The organism is Rhodococcus sp. NS-SX18 (assembly GCF_057367935.1).
Map to the genome: position 1 here is coordinate 2,695,923 of NZ_CM170633.1, position 17,427 is coordinate 2,713,349.

A 17,427-nucleotide genomic window follows, 5' to 3' on the forward strand; every position below is an offset into this window, starting at 1 on the left:
TCCCGTTCCCCGTCCACGCGCCGCACATGCCGTTCGGTTCGCCGCTGTCCTCGTTCTCCGACCACCTGCGCCTGCACGCGCCGGAACTGCTGCCGGAGAATCGTCCCGGGCTGCGCGGCGCCGATGCGGATATCGCCCCGCACGGCACCACGATCGTCGCGGTGACGTTCGCCGGCGGGGTGCTGATCGCCGGTGACCGGCGCGCCACCATGGGCAACATGGTCGCCAGCCGGGACGTGCAGAAGGTGTTCGTCACCGACAGCTACTCCGCGGCCGGGATCGCCGGCACCGCCGGCCTGGCGGTCGAGCTCGTGCGCCTGTTCGCGGTGGAACTCGAGCACTACGAGAAGATCGAGGGCGTCCCGCTGACCTTCGACGGCAAGGCCAACCGGTTGTCGTCGATGGTGCGCGGTAACCTCGGGGCCGCGATGCAGGGGCTGGCGGTGGTGCCGCTGCTGGTCGGCTACGACCTCGAGGCGCCGGACCCGCAGCACGCCGGCCGGATCGTGTCCTACGACGTGGTGGGGGGCCGTTACGAGGAGCGGGCCGGCTACCACGCGGTCGGCTCGGGTTCGTTGTTCGCCAAGTCGTCGCTCAAGAAGCTCTACCGCGCCGACGCGGACGAGGCGGCGGCGCTGCGCACCGTCGTCGAGGCCCTCTACGACGCCGCCGACGACGACACCGCCACCGGCGGCCCGGACACCGCCCGCGGCATCTATCCCACGGCGGTGGTCATCACCGCCGACGGCGCCGTCGAGGTGCCGGAGCAGACGTTGTCGGAGCTGGCCCGCACCGTCGTCGCGGACCGCACCGTCACCGAGTCCGGGCAGGGAGGTGCGCTGTGACGCTGCCGTACTATGCGTCCGCCGAGCAGATCATGCGCGATCGCTCGGAACTGGCGCGCAAGGGCATCGCGCGGGGCCGCAGCGTGGTCGTGCTGATCTATGCCGACGGGGTGGTGTTCGTCGCCGAGAACCCGTCGAAGGCCCTGCACAAGGTCAGCGAACTGTACGACCGCATCGGGTTCGCCGCGGTCGGCAAGTACAACGAGTTCGAGAACCTGCGGCGCGCCGGGATCGTGCACGCCGACATGCGCGGCTACTCCTACGACCGGCGCGATGTGACCGTGCGGTCGCTGGCCAACGCGTACGCCCAGACTCTGGGCACCATCTTCACCGAGCAGCCCAAGCCGTACGAGGTGGAGATCTGCGTCGCCGAGGTCGGCCGCGCCGAGTCCGCCGACATCGCGCAGCTGTATCGCATCACCTACGACGGGTCGATCGTCGACGAACCGCAGTTCGTGGTGATGGGCGGGCACACCGAACCCATCGCCACCGCGTTGCGTGAGTCGTACCGGCCGGGGCTGTCCCTCGCCGAGGCGGTGCAGGTCGCGGTGCAGGCGTTGCAGCAGGTGCCCGCCGCCGGGCCCGAGAACGGCACCCGGGTGCTCGGCCGCGCCGAACTCGAGGTGGCGGTGCTCGAGAAGGCCCGTCCGCGCCGCGCGTTCCGCCGCATCACCGGCGTCGCGCTCGACCAGTTGCTGCCCGGCAGTGACACCGCGCCCGGCAGCGACACCGGGCCGGGCAGCGACACCGCCGGAGCGGACGGAGCGGAGCCCGCTCAGGGTTCCTGATCGACGGGCCGGTAGACGGTCAGCGCGCCGGGGGCGCTGCGGAATTCGAACCGCGTGCCCTCGGCGAGGACCTCACCGTCGGTGGCCAGGGCGACCCGCCCGTCGCGCACCCGCACCGACAGCGCCGGCGCATCGCGCCGCACGTGGATCGGCGACCCGGCGAGGCTGCCGGTGACCGCCGCCGCGAGCAGCCGCGTCCGCGACCAGTGCAGGTCGGCCCGCAGATACCGCACGTCCAGGGTCCCGGTGTCGAGACGGGGCCGTGACATCGGCACCCGATCGTCCGGCGCGTACCGCCCGTTGCCGACGAACAGCAACCACACCGCGGTGGGCACCCCGTCCAGGGACACCCGCAGCGGGCTGGCGGTCGCGAGGACCGCGGCCAGCGCCGCCGCGGCGGCCGGCCATTTACCGATCCGTGGTTCCCAGCGTTCGCGCAGCCGCACCGAGTCCGGATAGCCGCCCACGCTGGCGGTGTTGACAAACACCGGGCCACCGTCCGGGCCGGACCCGTCGGCACCGTCCGGGCCGGACCCGTCGACCTGTACCCGGCCGAGGTCCACCCGCTGGGCCTGTCCGTGCTCGATCGCGCGCACGGTCTGCTCGAGGTCGAGCAGACCGGCATCGCGCGCGAAGTGGTTCAAGGTGCCGCCGGGGAACACCGCCAGCGGCAGGCCGTGCGACGCGGCCGCGCCGGCCGCGGCCCGCACGGTGCCGTCCCCGCCGTGTACGCCGAGCGCCGCGGGGGCGTGCTCGGCGACGTGCCGGTCGAGTTGGACGGTGAACTCCTGGTCCGGGTCGAGGACGATCACCCGTGCCCGGGGCAGCGCCGCGGCGATCACGTCCGCGTCGTCGTCCCGGCCCGCGTCGGGATTGACCAGCACCAGCAGGTCCCGGCCCTCGGGGAGGGCGGGGGCCGGGGCGGGTGGGCCCAGCCGGGCGGGCTCTTCGGTGCGGACCGCCCACCAGCGGCGGGTGGCCAGGGCCACCGCCGTGCCGAGGGCGACGCCGGTGACCACGTCGGCCGGCCAGTGCACCCCGGTGTGCACCCGGGAGTAGGCGACCGCCGCGGCCACCGGCGCGAGCACGGCCCCCGTCAGGGGGGATTCGAGGGCCATGCCGGTGGCGAAGGCCGCCGCCGACGCCGAATGCCCGGACGGGAACGACGACGAGCGCGGCGTCGGCAGCGAGCGGCGCAGCGGCCCGTCCTGCCGGGCGGGGGGACGGCGGCGCGGCAGTAGCGGCTTGAGCACGCCGTTGGCCAGGGCGCTGGCCCCGCCCAGGGCCAGCAGGCCGCGGACGGCGCCGCGCCGGGGCCGTCCGCCGATCGCGGCGCACGCCGCGGCGCAGCCCAGCCACAGCCGACCGTGGTCGGCGGCGCGGCTCAGGCCCCGCAGCACGGGGTCGGCGGGGGAGGGCCGCAGGGCGGCGCTGCCGGCGAACAGGGACCGGTCCAGACGTGTCAGCGGGGCGTGGGTGAACATCACGGGTTCGACGGTAATCCCGTTGCGGCTCATGCTCGGTGATTCCGCGCGGTACTGTCGAAGTGTGCAGCGACGAATCATGGGCATCGAGACGGAGTTCGGGGTCACGTGCACCTTCCACGGGCACCGGCGGCTGAGCCCGGACGAGGTCGCCCGGTATCTGTTCCGTCGGGTGGTGTCCTGGGGGCGCAGCTCGAACGTGTTCCTCCGCAACGGGGCGCGCCTGTACCTGGACGTCGGGTCGCATCCGGAGTACGCCACGGCCGAGTGTGACGACCTTCTCCAGCTCGTCGAGCACGACCACGCCGGCGAGCGGGTGCTCGAGGAACTGCTGATCGACGCCGAGCAGCGCCTCGCCGAGGAGGGCATCGGCGGCGACATCTACCTGTTCAAGAACAACACCGACTCGGCCGGCAACTCCTACGGCTGCCACGAGAACTACCTCGTGGTGCGGGCCGGGGAGTTCTCCCGCATCTCGGACGTGCTGCTGCCGTTCCTGGTGACGCGGCAGTTGATCTGCGGTGCCGGGAAGGTGCTGCAGACCCCCAAGGCCGCCACGTTCTGCCTGTCGCAGCGCGCCGAGCACATCTGGGAGGGCGTGTCGTCGGCGACCACCCGGTCCCGGCCGATCATCAACACCCGCGACGAGCCGCACGCCGACGCCGAGAAGTACCGGCGGTTGCACGTGATCGTCGGTGACTCGAACATGTCCGAGACCACCACGATGCTCAAGGTCGGCTCCGCGTCGCTGGTGCTCGAGATGATCGAGGCCGGGGTGGCGTTCCGCGATTTCGCGCTCGACAACCCGATCCGGGCCATCCGGGAGGTCAGCCACGATCTGACCGGGCGCAGGCCGGTGCGTCTGGCCGGTGGCCGGCAGGCCAGCGCCCTCGACATCCAGCGTGAGTACCACGGCCGGGCGGTGGAGTACCTGCGCACCCGTGAACCCGATCCGCACGTCGAGCAGGTGGTGGATCTGTGGGGCCGGGTGCTCGACGCGGTCGAGTCGCAGGACTTCGCCAAGGTCGAAACCGAGGTCGACTGGGTGATCAAGCGCAAGTTGTTCCAGCGGTACCAGGACCGCTACGACCTGGAGCTGTCCGATCCGAAGATCGCTCAGCTGGACCTGGCGTACCACGACATCAAGCGCGGGCGCGGGGTGTTCGACCTGCTTCAGCGCAAGGGCCTGGCCACGCGGCTGACCGACGACGAGTCCGTCGACGCGGCCGTGCACACCCCGCCGCAGACCACCCGGGCGAAGCTGCGCGGGGACTTCATCGCCGCCGCACAGGACGCCGGCCGCGACTTCACCGTGGACTGGGTGCACCTCAAGCTCAACGATCAGGCGCAGCGCACGGTGCTGTGCAAGGACCCGTTCCGCTCGGTCGACGAACGCGTCGAACGGCTCATCGCCTCGATGTAGGAGTGCCCCGGGGTCGCCCGCCGGGGGGCGGCGTCCGGTAACCGGGTCGGCCGGCGGGCGGGGGATTAGGCTGCACCGCGTGGCGAATTCCAAAGTCGAGCGGCTGGTGAACCTGGTCATCTGCCTGTTGTCCACCCGCCAGTTCCTCACCGCCGAGAAGATCCGCGCCTCCGTCGCCGGATACGACGACTCGGGCAGCGACGAGGCGTTCAGCCGCATGTTCGAACGCGACAAGAACGAGCTGCGCGATCTGGGGATCCCCCTCGAGACCGGCATGCCGTCCCGGTTCTCCACCGTCGAGGGCTACCGCATCAACCGCGACGCCTACGAGCTGCCCGAGATCGAACTGACCAGCGCCGAGGCGGCGGCGGTCGCGGTGGCGGCGGCGCTGTGGGAATCGCCGGAGCTCACCTCCGCGGCGCAGGGCGCGCTGCTCAAGCTGCGCGCCGCCGGGGTGCAGGTCGATGCCGATCCGGCGGGCGCGATCACCGCGATGCCCACCCGCAGTCGCGGGTCCGAGCCGGTGCTGGGGCGGTTGCTCGCTGCCGTCGACGCGCGCCGCGCGGTGCGGTTCCGGCACCGCAGTTCCCCGACCGACCCGTGGACCGAACGCACCGTCGAGCCGTGGGGGGTGGTCACGGTGCACGGTCGCTGGTATCTGGTGGGGTTCGACCGGGACCGGGGGGCGCCGCGCACCTTCCGGCTCTCCCGGATCGACGACGACATCACGGAGTTCGGTCCGGCCGGGGCCGTGCGGATCCCCGAGGGGGTGGACCTGCGGGCGCACGCCCGCGCCGCCACCGTCGCCGGCGACGTGACCGGTCATGCCCGGGTGTGGGTCGCGGACGGGCGCGCCTTCGAGCTGCGCCGGCTCGGCACCGAGCACGAACGTCGCGTGGTGGGCGACCGGCCCGGCACCGTCCTGGACGTGCCGGTGCGGTCGTGGGAGTGGATCGGGCGGGTGATCGCCGGGCAGGGCGCCGACGCGCTGGTCCTCGACCCGCCGGAGTTGCGCGAGGAGGTGCGCCGCATCCTGGCCCGGGTGCTGGCCACCACGACGGCCGGCGCCGGTGCCGGTGCGAGCGGCGGCGTGGCCGCCGAGCGGGGGGAGAACCGATGAGCACACGTCTGTCCGGTCGGCTGACCCGGCTGCTGAACCTGGTGCCCTACTTCCTGGCCCATCCGGGGATCAGCGCCGCCGAGGCCGCGCGGGATCTCGGGGTCACCCCGAAGCAGATCATGGACGACCTGAATCAGCTGTGGGTGTGCGGGCTGCCCGGCTACGGTCCCGGCGACCTGATCGATCTGTCGTTCTCCGAGGACAGCATCGTGGTGACCTTCACCGCCGGGATCGACCGGCCGCTGCGGCTGACGTCCACCGAGGCCACGGCGCTGCTGGTGGCGTTGCGGTCGCTGGTGGAGATGCCCGGTGTGGTCGACCCCACCGCGGCGCTCGGGGCGATCGCCAAGATCGAGGCGGCGGCCGGCACGGCCGCGGCCACCGCCCGCCCACCGGCTCCCACACCCCCGGTCGCCGAGGACCCGGTGGCGGCGACGGTGCGTTCGGCCGTGCAGCACGGCCGGGCGCTGCACCTGACCTACTATTCGGCCTCCCGCGACGCGGTGTCCGAACGCGATGTCGATCCGATCCGCCTCGTGCTGGTCGGGGAGCAGACGTACCTGCAGGCCTGGTGCCGGGCCGCCGACGGGGTGCGGCTGTTCCGGTTCGACCGCATCGACGCCGCCACCGAACTCGACGAACCGGCGAATCCGCCCGAGCGGGCGCTGGACGGGGACGACCACCTCGACCTGTTCGCGGGGGACCCGGCGTTGCCGGCGGCGCGGTTGCGCATCGACCCCGGCTACGGGTGGCTGCTCGACTACTATCCGCTCACCGATGTGCAGGCCCACGAGGACGGCGTCGTCGACGCGGTGATGCACTACGCGTCGCTGGACTGGATGGCGCGGCTGACCGTCGGCCTCGGCGCGGGGGTGCGGGTGCTGGGCCCGCCGGAGCTGGTCGCGGCGGTGCGGGACCGGGCGCAGGCGGCGCTGACGGCGTACGACGCGCTGCCCGGGAACGGGGTGTGAAGCCGCTGCGAACTCCCTGTGAACGCCCCTGTGCGGCGCGCCGCGGCCGGGGTGGTCCGGTAGCATCGACGCCAGCAGATCAGTGGAGGTTGATAATGGGTGCAATGAGCCCCTGGCACTGGGCCATCGTCGCGATCGTCGTGATCATCCTGTTCGGTTCGAAGAAGCTGCCCGATGCGGCCCGCGGTCTCGGCCGGTCGCTGCGCATCTTCAAGAGCGAGGTCAAGGAGATGCAGAACGACGACGCGCGCCCCGCGCAGCAGCAGGCTCCGAGCCCGTTGCCGCCGGCCCAGGCGCCCGTGGAGCCGCAGCCGCAGCCGTCGCATCCCGAATCGCGTTCGGCCTGACCGCATTACCCTGACCGGGACATCCGCGCGGATGTCCCGGTCCTCCGCTGATCCCAGCGGCCGTGACAGGAGCTGAGAACCGCACCGTGCGCATCCCGTTCGATCCGCGTCGAAGCCGACGCAAGACCAATCCCGACGGCACCATGTCGCTGGTCGAGCACCTCTACGAACTGCGCACCCGCCTGCTCATCGCCCTCGCCGCGGTGGTCCTCACCACGATCGTCGGGTTCGTCTGGTACAGCACCAGCCTGTTCGGGCTGCCGAGCCTCGGCGAGATCCTGCGCGGCCCCTACTGTGATCTGCCGTCGTCCGCGCGCGCCGACATCAGCCCCGACGACAGCTGCCGTCTGCTCGCCACGGGGCCGTTCGAACAGTTCATGCTGCGGCTGAAGGTGGCGCTGACCGCGGGCATCGTGCTCGCCTGCCCGATCTGGCTGTACGAGCTGTGGGCGTTCATCACCCCCGGTCTGTATGCGAAGGAACGCCGCTACGCGATCGGGTTCGTCGTCTCCGGCGCGGCGCTGTTCGTCGCGGGCGCCGTCCTGGCGTACCTGGTGGTCTCGCACGCATTGTCGTTCCTGCTCACCGTCGGCAACGACGTGCAGGTCACCGCGCTGTCGGGCTCGGAGTACTTCGGGTTCATCATCAACCTGCTCGTGATCTTCGGGGTGTCCTTCGAGATCCCCCTCGTCATCGTCGCCCTCAATGCCGTCGGGGTGCTCAGCTACGCCAAGCTCAAGGCGTGGCGGCGCGGGCTGATCATGGCGATGTTCGTCTTCGCGGCCGTCGCCACCCCCGGCCAGGATCCGTTCTCGATGCTGGCGCTGGCCGCCGCCCTGACCCTGCTGCTCGAACTGGCCATCCAGATCGCCCGCCTCCACGACAAGCGCCGTGCCCGCCGCGACCGGGAACAGGGCTGGGGTGACCTCGACGACGACGAGAGCTCGCCGATCACACCGCCGGCTCCGGTGCCCGCGCCCACCTCCACGCCGCCGCCCGGGCCCGCGTCCGCCGACTACTCCGACACCCTCTAGTCGCCGCCTGTGACCGACTCACCCGACACCGGATCCACCGCGACCACGCTGCCGCCCCGGCTCGCCGAGTTCGCCGCCGAGCTGCCCTTCCCGCTCGACCCGTTCCAGGTGCAGGCCTGCCGCGCCCTCGAGGGCGGGCACGGTGTGCTCGTGTGCGCGCCCACCGGCGCCGGCAAGACCGTGGTCGGGGAGTTCGCCGTGCATCTGGCGCTGCGCGCCGGCAGCAAGTGCTTCTACACCACCCCCATCAAGGCGCTGAGCAACCAGAAGTACGCCGATCTCGTCGCCCGCTACGGCAAGGCCGCGGTCGGGCTGCTCACCGGGGATCAGTCCGTCAACCCGGACGCCCCGGTGGTGGTGATGACCACCGAGGTGCTGCGCAACATGCTCTACGCGTCCTCGACCACGCTGATCGGGCTGACCCACGTGGTGATGGACGAGGTGCACTTCCTCGCCGACCGGTTCCGCGGCGCGGTGTGGGAGGAGGTCATCCTGCACCTGCCCGAGGACGTGCGCCTGGTCAGCCTGTCCGCGACCGTCTCCAACGCCGAGGAGTTCGGCGACTGGATGGAGACCGTGCGCGGGGACACCACCGTCGTCGTCGACGAGGTGCGGCCCATTCCGCTGCACCAGCACGTCATGGTCGGCCCCCGCATCTTCGACCTGTTCGAATCCGCCGCACACCCCGACGCGGCGGACGGCACCGGCCGCCGCGGTGTCGTGGTCAACCGGGAACTCGTCGAGCAGGTGCGCCGCCGCGCCGCCCTCGACTCGGCCGGCCGGTGGGGCGGGCCCCGCGGACGCATCGGGTTCCGGCCGCCGCCGCGCCCGGAGGTCGTCGCCCGCCTCGACCGGGAGGGGCTGTTGCCGGCGATCACGTTCGTCTTCAGCCGCGCCGGCTGCGACGCCGCCGTCGGTCAGTGCCTGCGCGCCGGACTGCACCTGACCTCCGAGGACGAGATCGCGCAGATCCGGGCGGTCGTCGACGAGCACACCGGCGACCTGCCGCGCGCCGACCTCGAGGTGCTCGGCTTCCGGGAGTGGCGCGCCGCCCTCGAACGCGGCATCGCCGCCCACCATGCCGGCATGCTCCCGGCGTTCCGGCACACCGTCGAGGACCTGTTCGTCCGCGGCCTGGTGCGGGCGGTGTTCGCCACCGAAACCCTCGCCCTGGGCATCAACATGCCGGCCCGCACCGTGGTGCTCGAGAAGCTGGTCAAGTACAACGGCGAAACCCACGCCGAGCTCACCCCGGGCGAGTACACCCAGCTCACCGGGCGGGCCGGGCGGCGCGGCATCGACATCGAGGGCCACGCGGTGGTGCTGTGGCAGCCGGGTCTCGAACCCACCGACGTCGCCGGGCTCGCCTCCACCCGCACATTCCCGCTGCGCAGCTCGTTCCGCCCGTCGTACAACATGGCGGTCAACCTGATCGACGCGGTCGGCGCCGAACACTCCCGGGCACTGCTGGAACGGTCCTTCGCGCAGTTCCAGGCGGACAAGTCGGTCGTCGGCCTGACCCGTGGCATCGAACGCAACGAGAAGGCCCTCGCCAAGCTGCGCGACCAGCTCGGCGGCGAGGACGGTGAGATCCTCGACTACCTGCAGCTGCGCGAGGAACTGACCCAGCTCGAACGTGCCCGCGAACGCCAGGCGCGGCAGGACCGCCGGCAGGCGGCGGTCGCGTCGCTGCTCGCGCTGCGCCGCGGCGACATCGTCGCCATCCCCGGCGGCCGGCGTACCGGCCTGGCCGTCGTCCTCGAGACCGACACCGACGTCACCGACCCCCGGCCGCTCGTGGTCACCGCGGACGCCTGGTCCGGGCGGGTGTCGGCCGCGGACTTCCCGGCCCCGGCGACCGCGCTGGGCAAGCTCCGGCTGCCCCGGCACGCCGACGCCCGCACCGCCCGGGCCCGCCGGGACCTCGCGTCGGCGTTGCGCAGCACCGGGATCGCCGCGCCGCGCCGACCCAAGCGCGCCAAGAACGGCGACAGCCGCGAGATCGACACGCTGCGGCGGCGGCTGCGCCGCCACCCGGCCCACCAGCATCCCGACCTCGACCGTCTCGCCCGGGTCGGGGAGCGCTACAACCGGCTGGGCCGGGAGGTGGCCCAGATGCGCCGCCAGTCCGCGGCCACCACCAATTCCCTCGCGCGCACCTTCGAGCGGATCGTCGCGTTGCTGACCGAGCGGGGCTACCTCACCGCCGGCGACGATCCGTCGACCACCGAGGCGGGGGAGCGGCTCGCCCGCATCTACAGCGAGAGCGACCTGCTGGTCGCCGAATGCCTGCGCCACCAGGTGTGGGCCGGGCTCTCGCCCGCCGAGCTCGCCGCGGTCGTCTCGGCCGTGGTGTACGAGGCCCGCGTCGAGGAGGGCGCCACCGAGTACGGGCCGACCGGGCCGCTGCGTCGCGCGCTCGCCGACACCGTCCGTCTGTGCGGTCAGCTGCGCGCCGACGAGGTCCGCTTCAAGCTGCCCCCGACCCGGGAACCGGATCCCGGATTCGTCGACGCCATCTACACGTGGGTGAGTACCCAGTCGTTGACCGAGGCTCTGCTCGCGGCCGGCACCGCGGGACGTGACCTGTCGGCGGGCGATTTCGTGCGCTGGTGCCGGCAGGTCATCGATCTGCTCGATCAGATCCGCACCGGCGCCGTCGACCCGCAGATCGCCAAGACGGCCGCCCGCGCGATCGGCGCGATCCGGCGCGGTGTCGTCGCGGTCGATGCGGCGTGAGGACATCGCGTGTGGTTTGATACGCGCGCTGCCACACGGCTTCCTCGTGGTGGGTGGGGTGCTACGACTACGGTAATTGGACACAGCGAAGGCAGGTGGAGGCGACAATGAGCGGTCCGCACGACCCGCAGGATTCCGACGATTCGACCAAGCAGTGGGCGCCGTCACCCCCGCCGTCCTCCGGAGCCGAGCAGGGGCCGGAGCCGACTCAGGCGTTCGGCACGCCGCAGCAGGGGCAGGCTCCCGGCCAGTCGTGGGCCCAGCAGGGTCCAGGCCAGGCCCAGCCCGGCCAGCAGTGGGGGCAACCGCAACAGGGCCAGCCGCAGCAGGGCCAGTGGGGCCAGCAGCCCGGTCAGCCGCAGCAGGCGCAGTGGGGCCAGCAGCCCGGCCAGCAGTGGGGGCAACCGCAACAGGGGCAGCCGCAGCAGGGCCAGTGGGGACAGCAGCCCGGTCAGCCGCAGCAGGGGCAGTGGGGACAGCAGCCCGGCCAGCCGCAGCAGGGGCAGTGGGGACAGCAGCAGGGCCAGTGGGGGCAGCAGCCCGGCCAGCAGTGGGGAGCGACCGGCGCGAACCAATGGAATGCCGGTGCACCGCAGACGAAGTCGAAGACCGGCCTGATCGTCGGCCTGGCCGTCGCTGCGCTGGTGCTGATCGGGGCGATCATCGGCGCCGTCCTGCTCCTCGGCGGCACCGACACCCTCGACCCCGAGGCCGCGCAGGCCGGCGTCGAGAAGGTCCTCACCGAGTCGTACGGCGCCACCGACGTCTCCGACGTACGGTGCCCGGACGGTGAAGAAGTCAAGGCGGGCAACAGCTTCGAGTGCACCCTCACGGTGGACGGGCAGTTCCGGACCGTGACCCTGACCTTCACCGACGACGAGGGTACCTACGAGGTCAGCCGACCCAACTGAGCACGCCGGTCCGTCGCCCTCACACCCCGGCCACCGCCGCGGTCAACCGGGCGACGGACCGCCCGATCCCCAAGTCCTGCGCCAGCCGTTCGAGCCCTTCCGGATCGACCGGGGTCACCGGGATCGGGTCCGGCCGCGACACCCGGACCGGAGCGTCGGTGGCCACCCGCACCACCGGCACCGCCGCGTCCAGATACTCGCCGGCGTCGACCAGCTTGGCGCGCACCCCCTTCGCCAGTCCCGACGCCGGATCCGCGGCCGCCGCGCGCAGCGCCGCCAGCGACCCGTACTCCTGCAGCAGCGTCGACGCGGTCTTCTCCCCGACCCCCTTGACCCCCGGCAACCCGTCCGACGGGTCCCCGCGCAGCGCCGCCAGTTCGGCGTAGGCCGCTCCGGCCCGCGCGGGCGGAAGCCTGTACCGGGCGGCGACTTCCGCCGGACCGAACACCTCGGCCTTGGCCAGGCCCCGCCCCACGTACACCACCCGCACCGGCGCCGCGCCGTCGCGCACCACCTGCAGCAGATCCCGGTCCCCGCTGACCACCAGCACCGGATCCCGGGCCTCGCCGGCGGCGAGAGTGCCGATCACGTCGTCGGCCTCGAACCCGGCCGCCCCGGCGGTGGCGAGCCCGACCGCGGCCAGCACGTCGATGATCATCGGCACCTGCGGCGGCAGCGCCGCCGGCACCTCCTCGGCGGTGCCGTCCGACCCGGCCGCCACCCGGTGCGCTTTGTAACTCGGCACCGCCGCCACCCGGAACGCCGGCCGCCAGTCCAGGTCCAGGCACACCACCAGCCGCGCGGGCCGATGCTTGGTGATCAGCGACGCCACCATGTCGGTGAACCCTCGCACCGCGTTGACCGGGCGCCCGTCCGGGGCGGTGAGCGACTCGGGCAGCGCGTGGAACGCGCGGAACCACAGGCTCGCCCCGTCGAGCAGCATCAACGGGCCGGTGGGGGGCACGGGGGCGGCGGAGGCCGGCGTCGCAGTCACACCGGTCATCCTGCCAAACGCCACTACGCTGTCGGCATGAGTTCCCCCGAGCGCCGCTTCCCCGCCTCCGTGTACGCCGATCGCCTCGCCCGGGCCGCCGCCCTCGGTCACGACGCCGGTCTCGACGCGCTGCTCGTCACCCCCGGCCCGGACCTGCGCTACCTGCTCGGCTCCCGAGCGGAATCGTTCGAGCGGCTCACCTGCCTGGTGATCCCCACCGCCGGCGGCCCCGCCTCCGTCGTCGTCCCACGCCTCGAGCTGGCCTCCCTCACCGACTCCGCCGCCGCGGACCTGAACCTGCCGGTCCACGACTGGGTCGACGGGCAGGACCCGTACGCGCAGGTCGCGGCGCTGCTGCCGGAGCGTCCGCGCACCGCGGTCGTCGACGCCATGCCGGCCCTGCACCTGGTGCCGCTCGCGACCCGGTTCGCGGTGCCGCCCGTGCTGGCGACCGAGGTGGTGCGGCAGCTGCGCATGGTCAAGGACGACGAGGAGGTCGCGGCGCTGCGCCGCGCCGGCGCCGCCATCGACCGGGTGCACGCGCAGATGGAACGGTGGCTGCGGCCCGGCCGCACCGAGGCGCAGGTCGCGGCCGACATCACCGCCGCGATCGTCGCCGAGGGCCACACCGAGGCCGCCTTCGTCATCGTCGGATCCGGCCCGCACGGCGCCGACCCCCACCACGAGGTCTCCGACCGGGTCCTCGAACCCGGCGACGTCGTGGTCGTCGACATCGGCGGCCCGGTCGAGCCCGGCTACTACTCCGACTCCACCCGCACCTACAGCCTCGGCGCGCCCCCCGACGACGTCGCGGCGAAGGTGGCGCTGCTCGAGGCGGCGCAGCGGGCGGCGGTCGACGCGGTCCGGCCCGGGGTCACCGCCGCCTCGATCGACGCCGCCGCCCGCGACGTCCTCGCCGCGCACGGCCTCGCCGAGGTCTTCGTGCACCGCACCGGGCACGGCATCGGGCTGTCCGTCCACGAGGAGCCGTACATCGTCGACGGCAACACCGATGTGCTGCGGCCCGGGATGGCGTTCAGCATCGAACCGGGCATCTACTTCCGCGGCGAGTGGGGTGCGCGCATCGAGGACATCGTGGTGGTCACCGAGGACGGCTGCGAGCCGCTCAACCACCGTCCGCACGGACTGACGGTGCTGCCGGGGTGAGCGGCCCTACTTGTCGAGCACCGAGCCCATCACCCGCTCGACGGTGATCTCCACCACCACCCGGGTCGGGTTGGGCCGCGGCGTCCGGTACCGCGCGGTGTAGCGGTGCACCCCCTCGGCGACGGCCTCCGGTTCCGTCCGCACCCGGGCGGGACCTTCGAGGGTGAGCCAGCGGCCCCGCTCGACCTGGCTGACGGCGCCGTACCCGCGGCGGTCGGCGTTGAGCGCCTTCTGCGAGGTCGCATTGGTGATCACCCGCACCACCCCGGCCTCCGGGTCCCACGTGAAGCCGACGGCCACCACGTGCGGGCTGCCGTCCTTGCGCAGCGTCGTGAGCGTGCCGAGATGGTATTCGGTGAGGAACTGCAACGCGGCGTCGCCGAGCGCGGCGGGGGTGCGGGCCATGCCTGCGACGGTAGCCGAACCCGGCCCGCGCGCCCCGCGGCGCCACCCGGCACACTGGTGCGGTGAGCAACGAGCAGGGTTCGATCGTCGTCTTCGGGGGCCGCAGCGAGATCGGGACGGCGGTGGCCGTCCGGCTGGCCCGCGGCCGCACCGTGGTCCTGGCCGCACGCCGCGCCGGCGATCTCGAGGCGCAGCGCCGCGCCGTGCTCGACGCCGGTGCCGCCGCCGTGCACACCGTCGAGTTCGACGCCGACCGGCTCGACACCCACGAGCAGACCCTCGCCGACCTCGCGATGCTGTACGGGCCGATCGACGTGGCGGTCCTCGCGTTCGGCATCCTCGGCGACCAGCACCGCGCCGAACACGACCCGGCACATGCCGTGGCGATCGTGCACACCGACTACGTCGCCCACGTGGCCCTGCTCACGGCGCTGGCGGCGCATCTGCGTGCCCAGGGGTCGGGTCGGATCGTGGTGTTCTCGTCGGTGGCGGGGGTGCGGGTGCGCCGCGCGAACTATGTGTACGGCTCCGCGAAGGCCGGTCTCGACGGATTCGCCTCCGGCCTGGCGGATGCGCTGCACGGCAGCGGCGTGTCGCTGCTGCTGGTGCGACCCGGGTTCGTCGTCGGCCGCATGACCGAGGGTATGAGCCCCGCGCCGCTGTCGAGCACCCCGGACCGGGTCGCGGACGCGACGGTGACGGCGCTGCGCCGCGGCCGCGGCGAGGTGTGGGTGCCGGCGGTGCTGCGGCCGGTGTTCTTCGGGATGCGGCTGCTGCCGCGGCCGATCTGGCGGCGACTGCCGCGCTGACCGGCGCGGTCAGCGGCGGCGGGACTCGAGCAGCCGCAACCACACCTCGCCGACCGTCGGATACGCCGGTACCGCATGCCACAGCGTCTCGAGTGGCACCGCGCCGACCACCGCGACCGTCGCGGCGTGCAGCAGCTCGGCCACGTCGGTACCCGCGAACGTCGCCCCCACCACGGTGTCGGTGGCGCGGTCGACCACGAGGGCGGCGCGTCCGGTGAAATCGTCCCGCGCCAGCGCGGAGCCGGCCACGGCGATGTCGACCTCGAGCACCTCGACGTCGAGGCCGTCGGCGCGGGCGTCGGCCGCGGTGCGGCCCACGGCCGCGACCTCCGGGGCGGTGAACACCACCTGCGGCACCTGGCCGTGGTCGGCGCGCGCCCGGAACCGGGGCGCGTCGAGGGCACGTCCCTCGGCGCGGGCGGCGATCACGTCGCCGCACACCCGCCCCTGGTACTTACCCATGTGCGTCAGCGCGGTCCGGCCGGTGACGTCGCCGACGGCGTAGAGCCAGTGCCCGTCCACCCCGGCGACGCTCATGTGGTCGTCGGTGCGCAGCGGGCCGTCCCCGTCCCACCCGACCGTGTCGAGCCCGAGTCCGGTGGTCGCGGGCCGGCGCCCGGCCGCGACGATCAGCTCGTCGACCTCGACGGCGCCGCCGTCGTCGAGGCGCAGCCGCACCGGGCCGCCGTGGATGCGTCCGATGCCGGTGTCCGCGACGTCCGGGCGGGACACTTCCGCCGTCGTCGTGCCGAACCGCAGCCGGACGCCGTGCTCGCGCAGCGTCTCGGCGACGGCGGCGCCGGCGAACGGCTCGGTGCGGGCGAGCAGCCGGTGCCCGCGCACCAGCATCGTCAGATCCTCGGTGCCGAGCTCGCGCAGCCAGGTCGCGATCTCGCAGGCGACGACGCCGCCCCCGACGATCGCGGCGCGCCGCGGCACCTGGTGCAGGTTCGTCGCGTCCCGCGAGGTCCACGGCCGGGCCGCGCGCAGTCCCGGCACGTCGGGCACGGTCGCGGTGCTGCCGGTGGCCACCACCACCGCGTGTCGAGCCCGCAGCCGGCGCGGCTGCGGACCGTCCACGGTGACCTCGCACCGGGCGGTGAGGCGGCCGTGCCCGCGCACGACCGCGATCCCGGCGCCGCGCGCCCACTCGACCTGGGCGGTGTCGTCCCGGTTGTCGGTGAACGCGTCCCGGCGGGCGAGGACGTCGGTGACGTCGACGCCGTGGGCGGCGACCTTGGCGGCGACGCCGGGCATGTGCCGGGCCGCAGCGAGCACCTGGCCCGGGCGCAGCAGCGCCTTGCTCGGCATGCACGCCCAGTAGGAGCATTCGCCGCCGACGAGTTCGTGTTCGACCAGCACGGCGGTGCGGTCGCTGCCGGCGATCGCATAGGCGGCGGCGTTCTCCCCGGCGGGTCCGCCGCCGAGGACGACGACATCGAACACCTCGGACTCGGACCCGGCACCGATGCTCATGAGCCCACGGTAGGCCGCGTGCGGGTCGGGCGCGCCCGGAACGCGACCGCGGCCGCAGCGTCCCGCTCGGCTCAGTTCAGCTCGGGGGAGTCGGCGTCGAAGATCAGTCCCATCGGGGCGAGGACCCGCACCACCTGTTCGGCGGCCCATTCGTCGAGGTCGCACAGCAGCACCACCGACCACGGCGTCACCACCAGGGGACGATCCACGGCCGCGAGGAACTCCGCCATCCGCGCCGGCAGCACCGCCCCGGGCAGACCACCGCCGAGGGTGACCGCACCGTCGGGCTGGTCGAACCAGCCCACGGGCCGGGCCGGAGCCGGCGGGCGCGGCACCGGCGGCGCCGACGGCTCCAGGCCCAGGGCGGCGAGGGTGGCGGCGACCCCGGCCCGGTGGGGCCGCTGCGCCGCCGCGATCAGCGTCTCGACGACGTCGCCGGGCGCCAGGCGCACCCCGGTGTCGGTGCCGTCGAGCAGCAGCGCCCACCGTCGGTCGGGCAGCGCCGCCGCCCCCACCTCGGGGGCCAGGGCCGCGATGTCGCCGCTGCCGTCGTCGATCCCGACGACGAGGTCGCGGTCCGGCGCGGGCGCGGGGAGGCGACGATGCATCTCGGCGAGGATCTCCCGCACGTCGACGTGCCCGCCGCGGCGGCCGGACAGCGGCGAGGCGAGCAGGCGGCGTCGGTGCTGTCCGGGCAGGTCGAAGCCGTGGCCGGTCAGCTGCGCGGTGAGCTCGGCGCGGTTCCCGCGCAGCCCGAGACCGTCGGTGGTGAGGACCAGGTTGCCCCCGGCGTGTTCGTGGGCGAGGTCGGCGAGGAGCTGCAGCTGCGCCGCCGCGAGCCGGCCGCCGGGCAGGGACACCTCGACCAGGTCGGCGGGTTCATGAGCGTGCGGCATGGCCTCCAGGCTAGACGG

At 73.5% G+C, this 17,427-nt stretch carries 16 protein-coding genes; 11 read left to right on the top strand and 5 right to left on the bottom strand.

The annotated features are described in order from the left end of the window. Positions 1-26 precede the first annotated feature (26 nt). Positions 27-845, top strand: coding sequence for a proteasome subunit beta (gene prcB / locus AC2IPW_RS12630; protein ID WP_052033997.1), 819 nt, complete (start codon positions 27-29; stop codon positions 843-845). Beyond that, a complete protein-coding gene (gene prcA / locus AC2IPW_RS12635; protein ID WP_416063595.1) occupies positions 842-1,633 on the top strand; it encodes a proteasome subunit alpha in 792 nt (263 codons plus the stop codon). Before prcB ends, prcA begins: the two co-directional genes overlap by 4 nt. On the opposite strand, the gene AC2IPW_RS12640 is transcribed toward prcA, so the two are convergent. Beyond that, the gene (locus AC2IPW_RS12640) at positions 1,621-3,117 is read right to left on the bottom strand and encodes a bifunctional phosphatase PAP2/diacylglycerol kinase family protein (RefSeq protein ID WP_486376999.1); all 1,497 of its coding nucleotides are present in this window, start codon (positions 3,115-3,117) and stop codon (positions 1,621-1,623) included. The genes prcA and AC2IPW_RS12640 overlap by 13 nt on opposite strands. Positions 3,118-3,181: 64 nt before the next feature. On the opposite strand from AC2IPW_RS12640, the gene pafA reads away from it, so the two are divergent. The 7 genes from pafA to AC2IPW_RS12675 all read left to right on the top strand — a co-directional run bounded on the left by pafA (position 3,182) and on the right by AC2IPW_RS12675 (position 11,662). Further along, complete coding sequence (gene pafA / locus AC2IPW_RS12645; protein ID WP_003937216.1) at positions 3,182-4,540, top strand: Pup--protein ligase; 1,359 nt, start codon at positions 3,182-3,184, stop codon at positions 4,538-4,540. Positions 4,541-4,619: 79 nt separating this feature from the next. Next, entirely contained in the window at positions 4,620-5,660 is a 1,041-nt protein-coding gene (locus AC2IPW_RS12650) for a helix-turn-helix transcriptional regulator (protein WP_054375313.1), read from the top strand. Continuing rightward, positions 5,657-6,631 (top strand): helix-turn-helix transcriptional regulator, encoded by a 975-nt coding sequence (locus tag AC2IPW_RS12655; protein WP_371383273.1) that lies wholly within the window; start codon positions 5,657-5,659, stop codon positions 6,629-6,631. Before AC2IPW_RS12650 ends, AC2IPW_RS12655 begins: the two co-directional genes overlap by 4 nt. Positions 6,632-6,726: 95 nt before the next feature. After that, entirely contained in the window at positions 6,727-6,978 is a 252-nt protein-coding gene (gene tatA, locus AC2IPW_RS12660; protein WP_054375311.1) for a Sec-independent protein translocase subunit TatA, read from the top strand. Between the two features lie 86 nt (positions 6,979-7,064). Continuing rightward, the gene (gene tatC, locus AC2IPW_RS12665) at positions 7,065-8,012 is read left to right on the top strand and encodes a twin-arginine translocase subunit TatC (protein ID WP_486377000.1); all 948 of its coding nucleotides are present in this window, start codon (positions 7,065-7,067) and stop codon (positions 8,010-8,012) included. A gap of 9 nt (positions 8,013-8,021) precedes the next feature. After that, complete coding sequence (locus AC2IPW_RS12670) at positions 8,022-10,751, top strand: DEAD/DEAH box helicase (RefSeq protein ID WP_486376951.1); 2,730 nt, start codon at positions 8,022-8,024, stop codon at positions 10,749-10,751. A gap of 107 nt (positions 10,752-10,858) precedes the next feature. Then, complete coding sequence (locus AC2IPW_RS12675; protein ID WP_486376952.1) at positions 10,859-11,662, top strand: DUF4333 domain-containing protein; 804 nt, start codon at positions 10,859-10,861, stop codon at positions 11,660-11,662. Between the two features lie 19 nt (positions 11,663-11,681). Here AC2IPW_RS12675 and AC2IPW_RS12680 read toward each other — a convergent pair whose 3' ends face one another. Continuing rightward, the gene (locus tag AC2IPW_RS12680) at positions 11,682-12,665 is read right to left on the bottom strand and encodes a 5'-3' exonuclease (RefSeq protein WP_486376953.1); all 984 of its coding nucleotides are present in this window, start codon (positions 12,663-12,665) and stop codon (positions 11,682-11,684) included. 27 nt (positions 12,666-12,692) lie between these two features. Here AC2IPW_RS12680 and AC2IPW_RS12685 point away from each other — a divergent pair, with 27 nt between their 5' ends. Then, complete coding sequence (locus AC2IPW_RS12685; RefSeq protein WP_486376954.1) at positions 12,693-13,823, top strand: M24 family metallopeptidase; 1,131 nt, start codon at positions 12,693-12,695, stop codon at positions 13,821-13,823. Positions 13,824-13,829: 6 nt separating this feature from the next. Here AC2IPW_RS12685 and AC2IPW_RS12690 read toward each other — a convergent pair whose 3' ends face one another. After that, the gene (locus AC2IPW_RS12690; RefSeq protein ID WP_486376955.1) at positions 13,830-14,228 is read right to left on the bottom strand and encodes a PPOX class F420-dependent oxidoreductase; all 399 of its coding nucleotides are present in this window, start codon (positions 14,226-14,228) and stop codon (positions 13,830-13,832) included. A gap of 62 nt (positions 14,229-14,290) precedes the next feature. On the opposite strand from AC2IPW_RS12690, the gene dprE2 reads away from it, so the two are divergent. Further along, a complete protein-coding gene (gene dprE2 / locus AC2IPW_RS12695) occupies positions 14,291-15,037 on the top strand; it encodes a decaprenylphospho-beta-D-erythro-pentofuranosid-2-ulose 2-reductase (protein ID WP_003937226.1) in 747 nt (248 codons plus the stop codon). Between the two features lie 9 nt (positions 15,038-15,046). Here the strand turns inward: dprE2 and AC2IPW_RS12700 are convergent, their stop codons facing one another. Both AC2IPW_RS12700 and AC2IPW_RS12705 read right to left on the bottom strand, forming a co-directional pair. Next, positions 15,047-16,513: a dihydrolipoyl dehydrogenase family protein gene (locus tag AC2IPW_RS12700; protein WP_003937227.1), complete on the bottom strand. Its 1,467-nt coding sequence runs from the start codon at positions 16,511-16,513 to the stop codon at positions 15,047-15,049. 71 nt (positions 16,514-16,584) lie between these two features. After that, the gene (locus tag AC2IPW_RS12705) at positions 16,585-17,409 is read right to left on the bottom strand and encodes a precorrin-3B synthase (RefSeq protein WP_003937228.1); all 825 of its coding nucleotides are present in this window, start codon (positions 17,407-17,409) and stop codon (positions 16,585-16,587) included. Positions 17,410-17,427 lie beyond the last annotated feature (18 nt).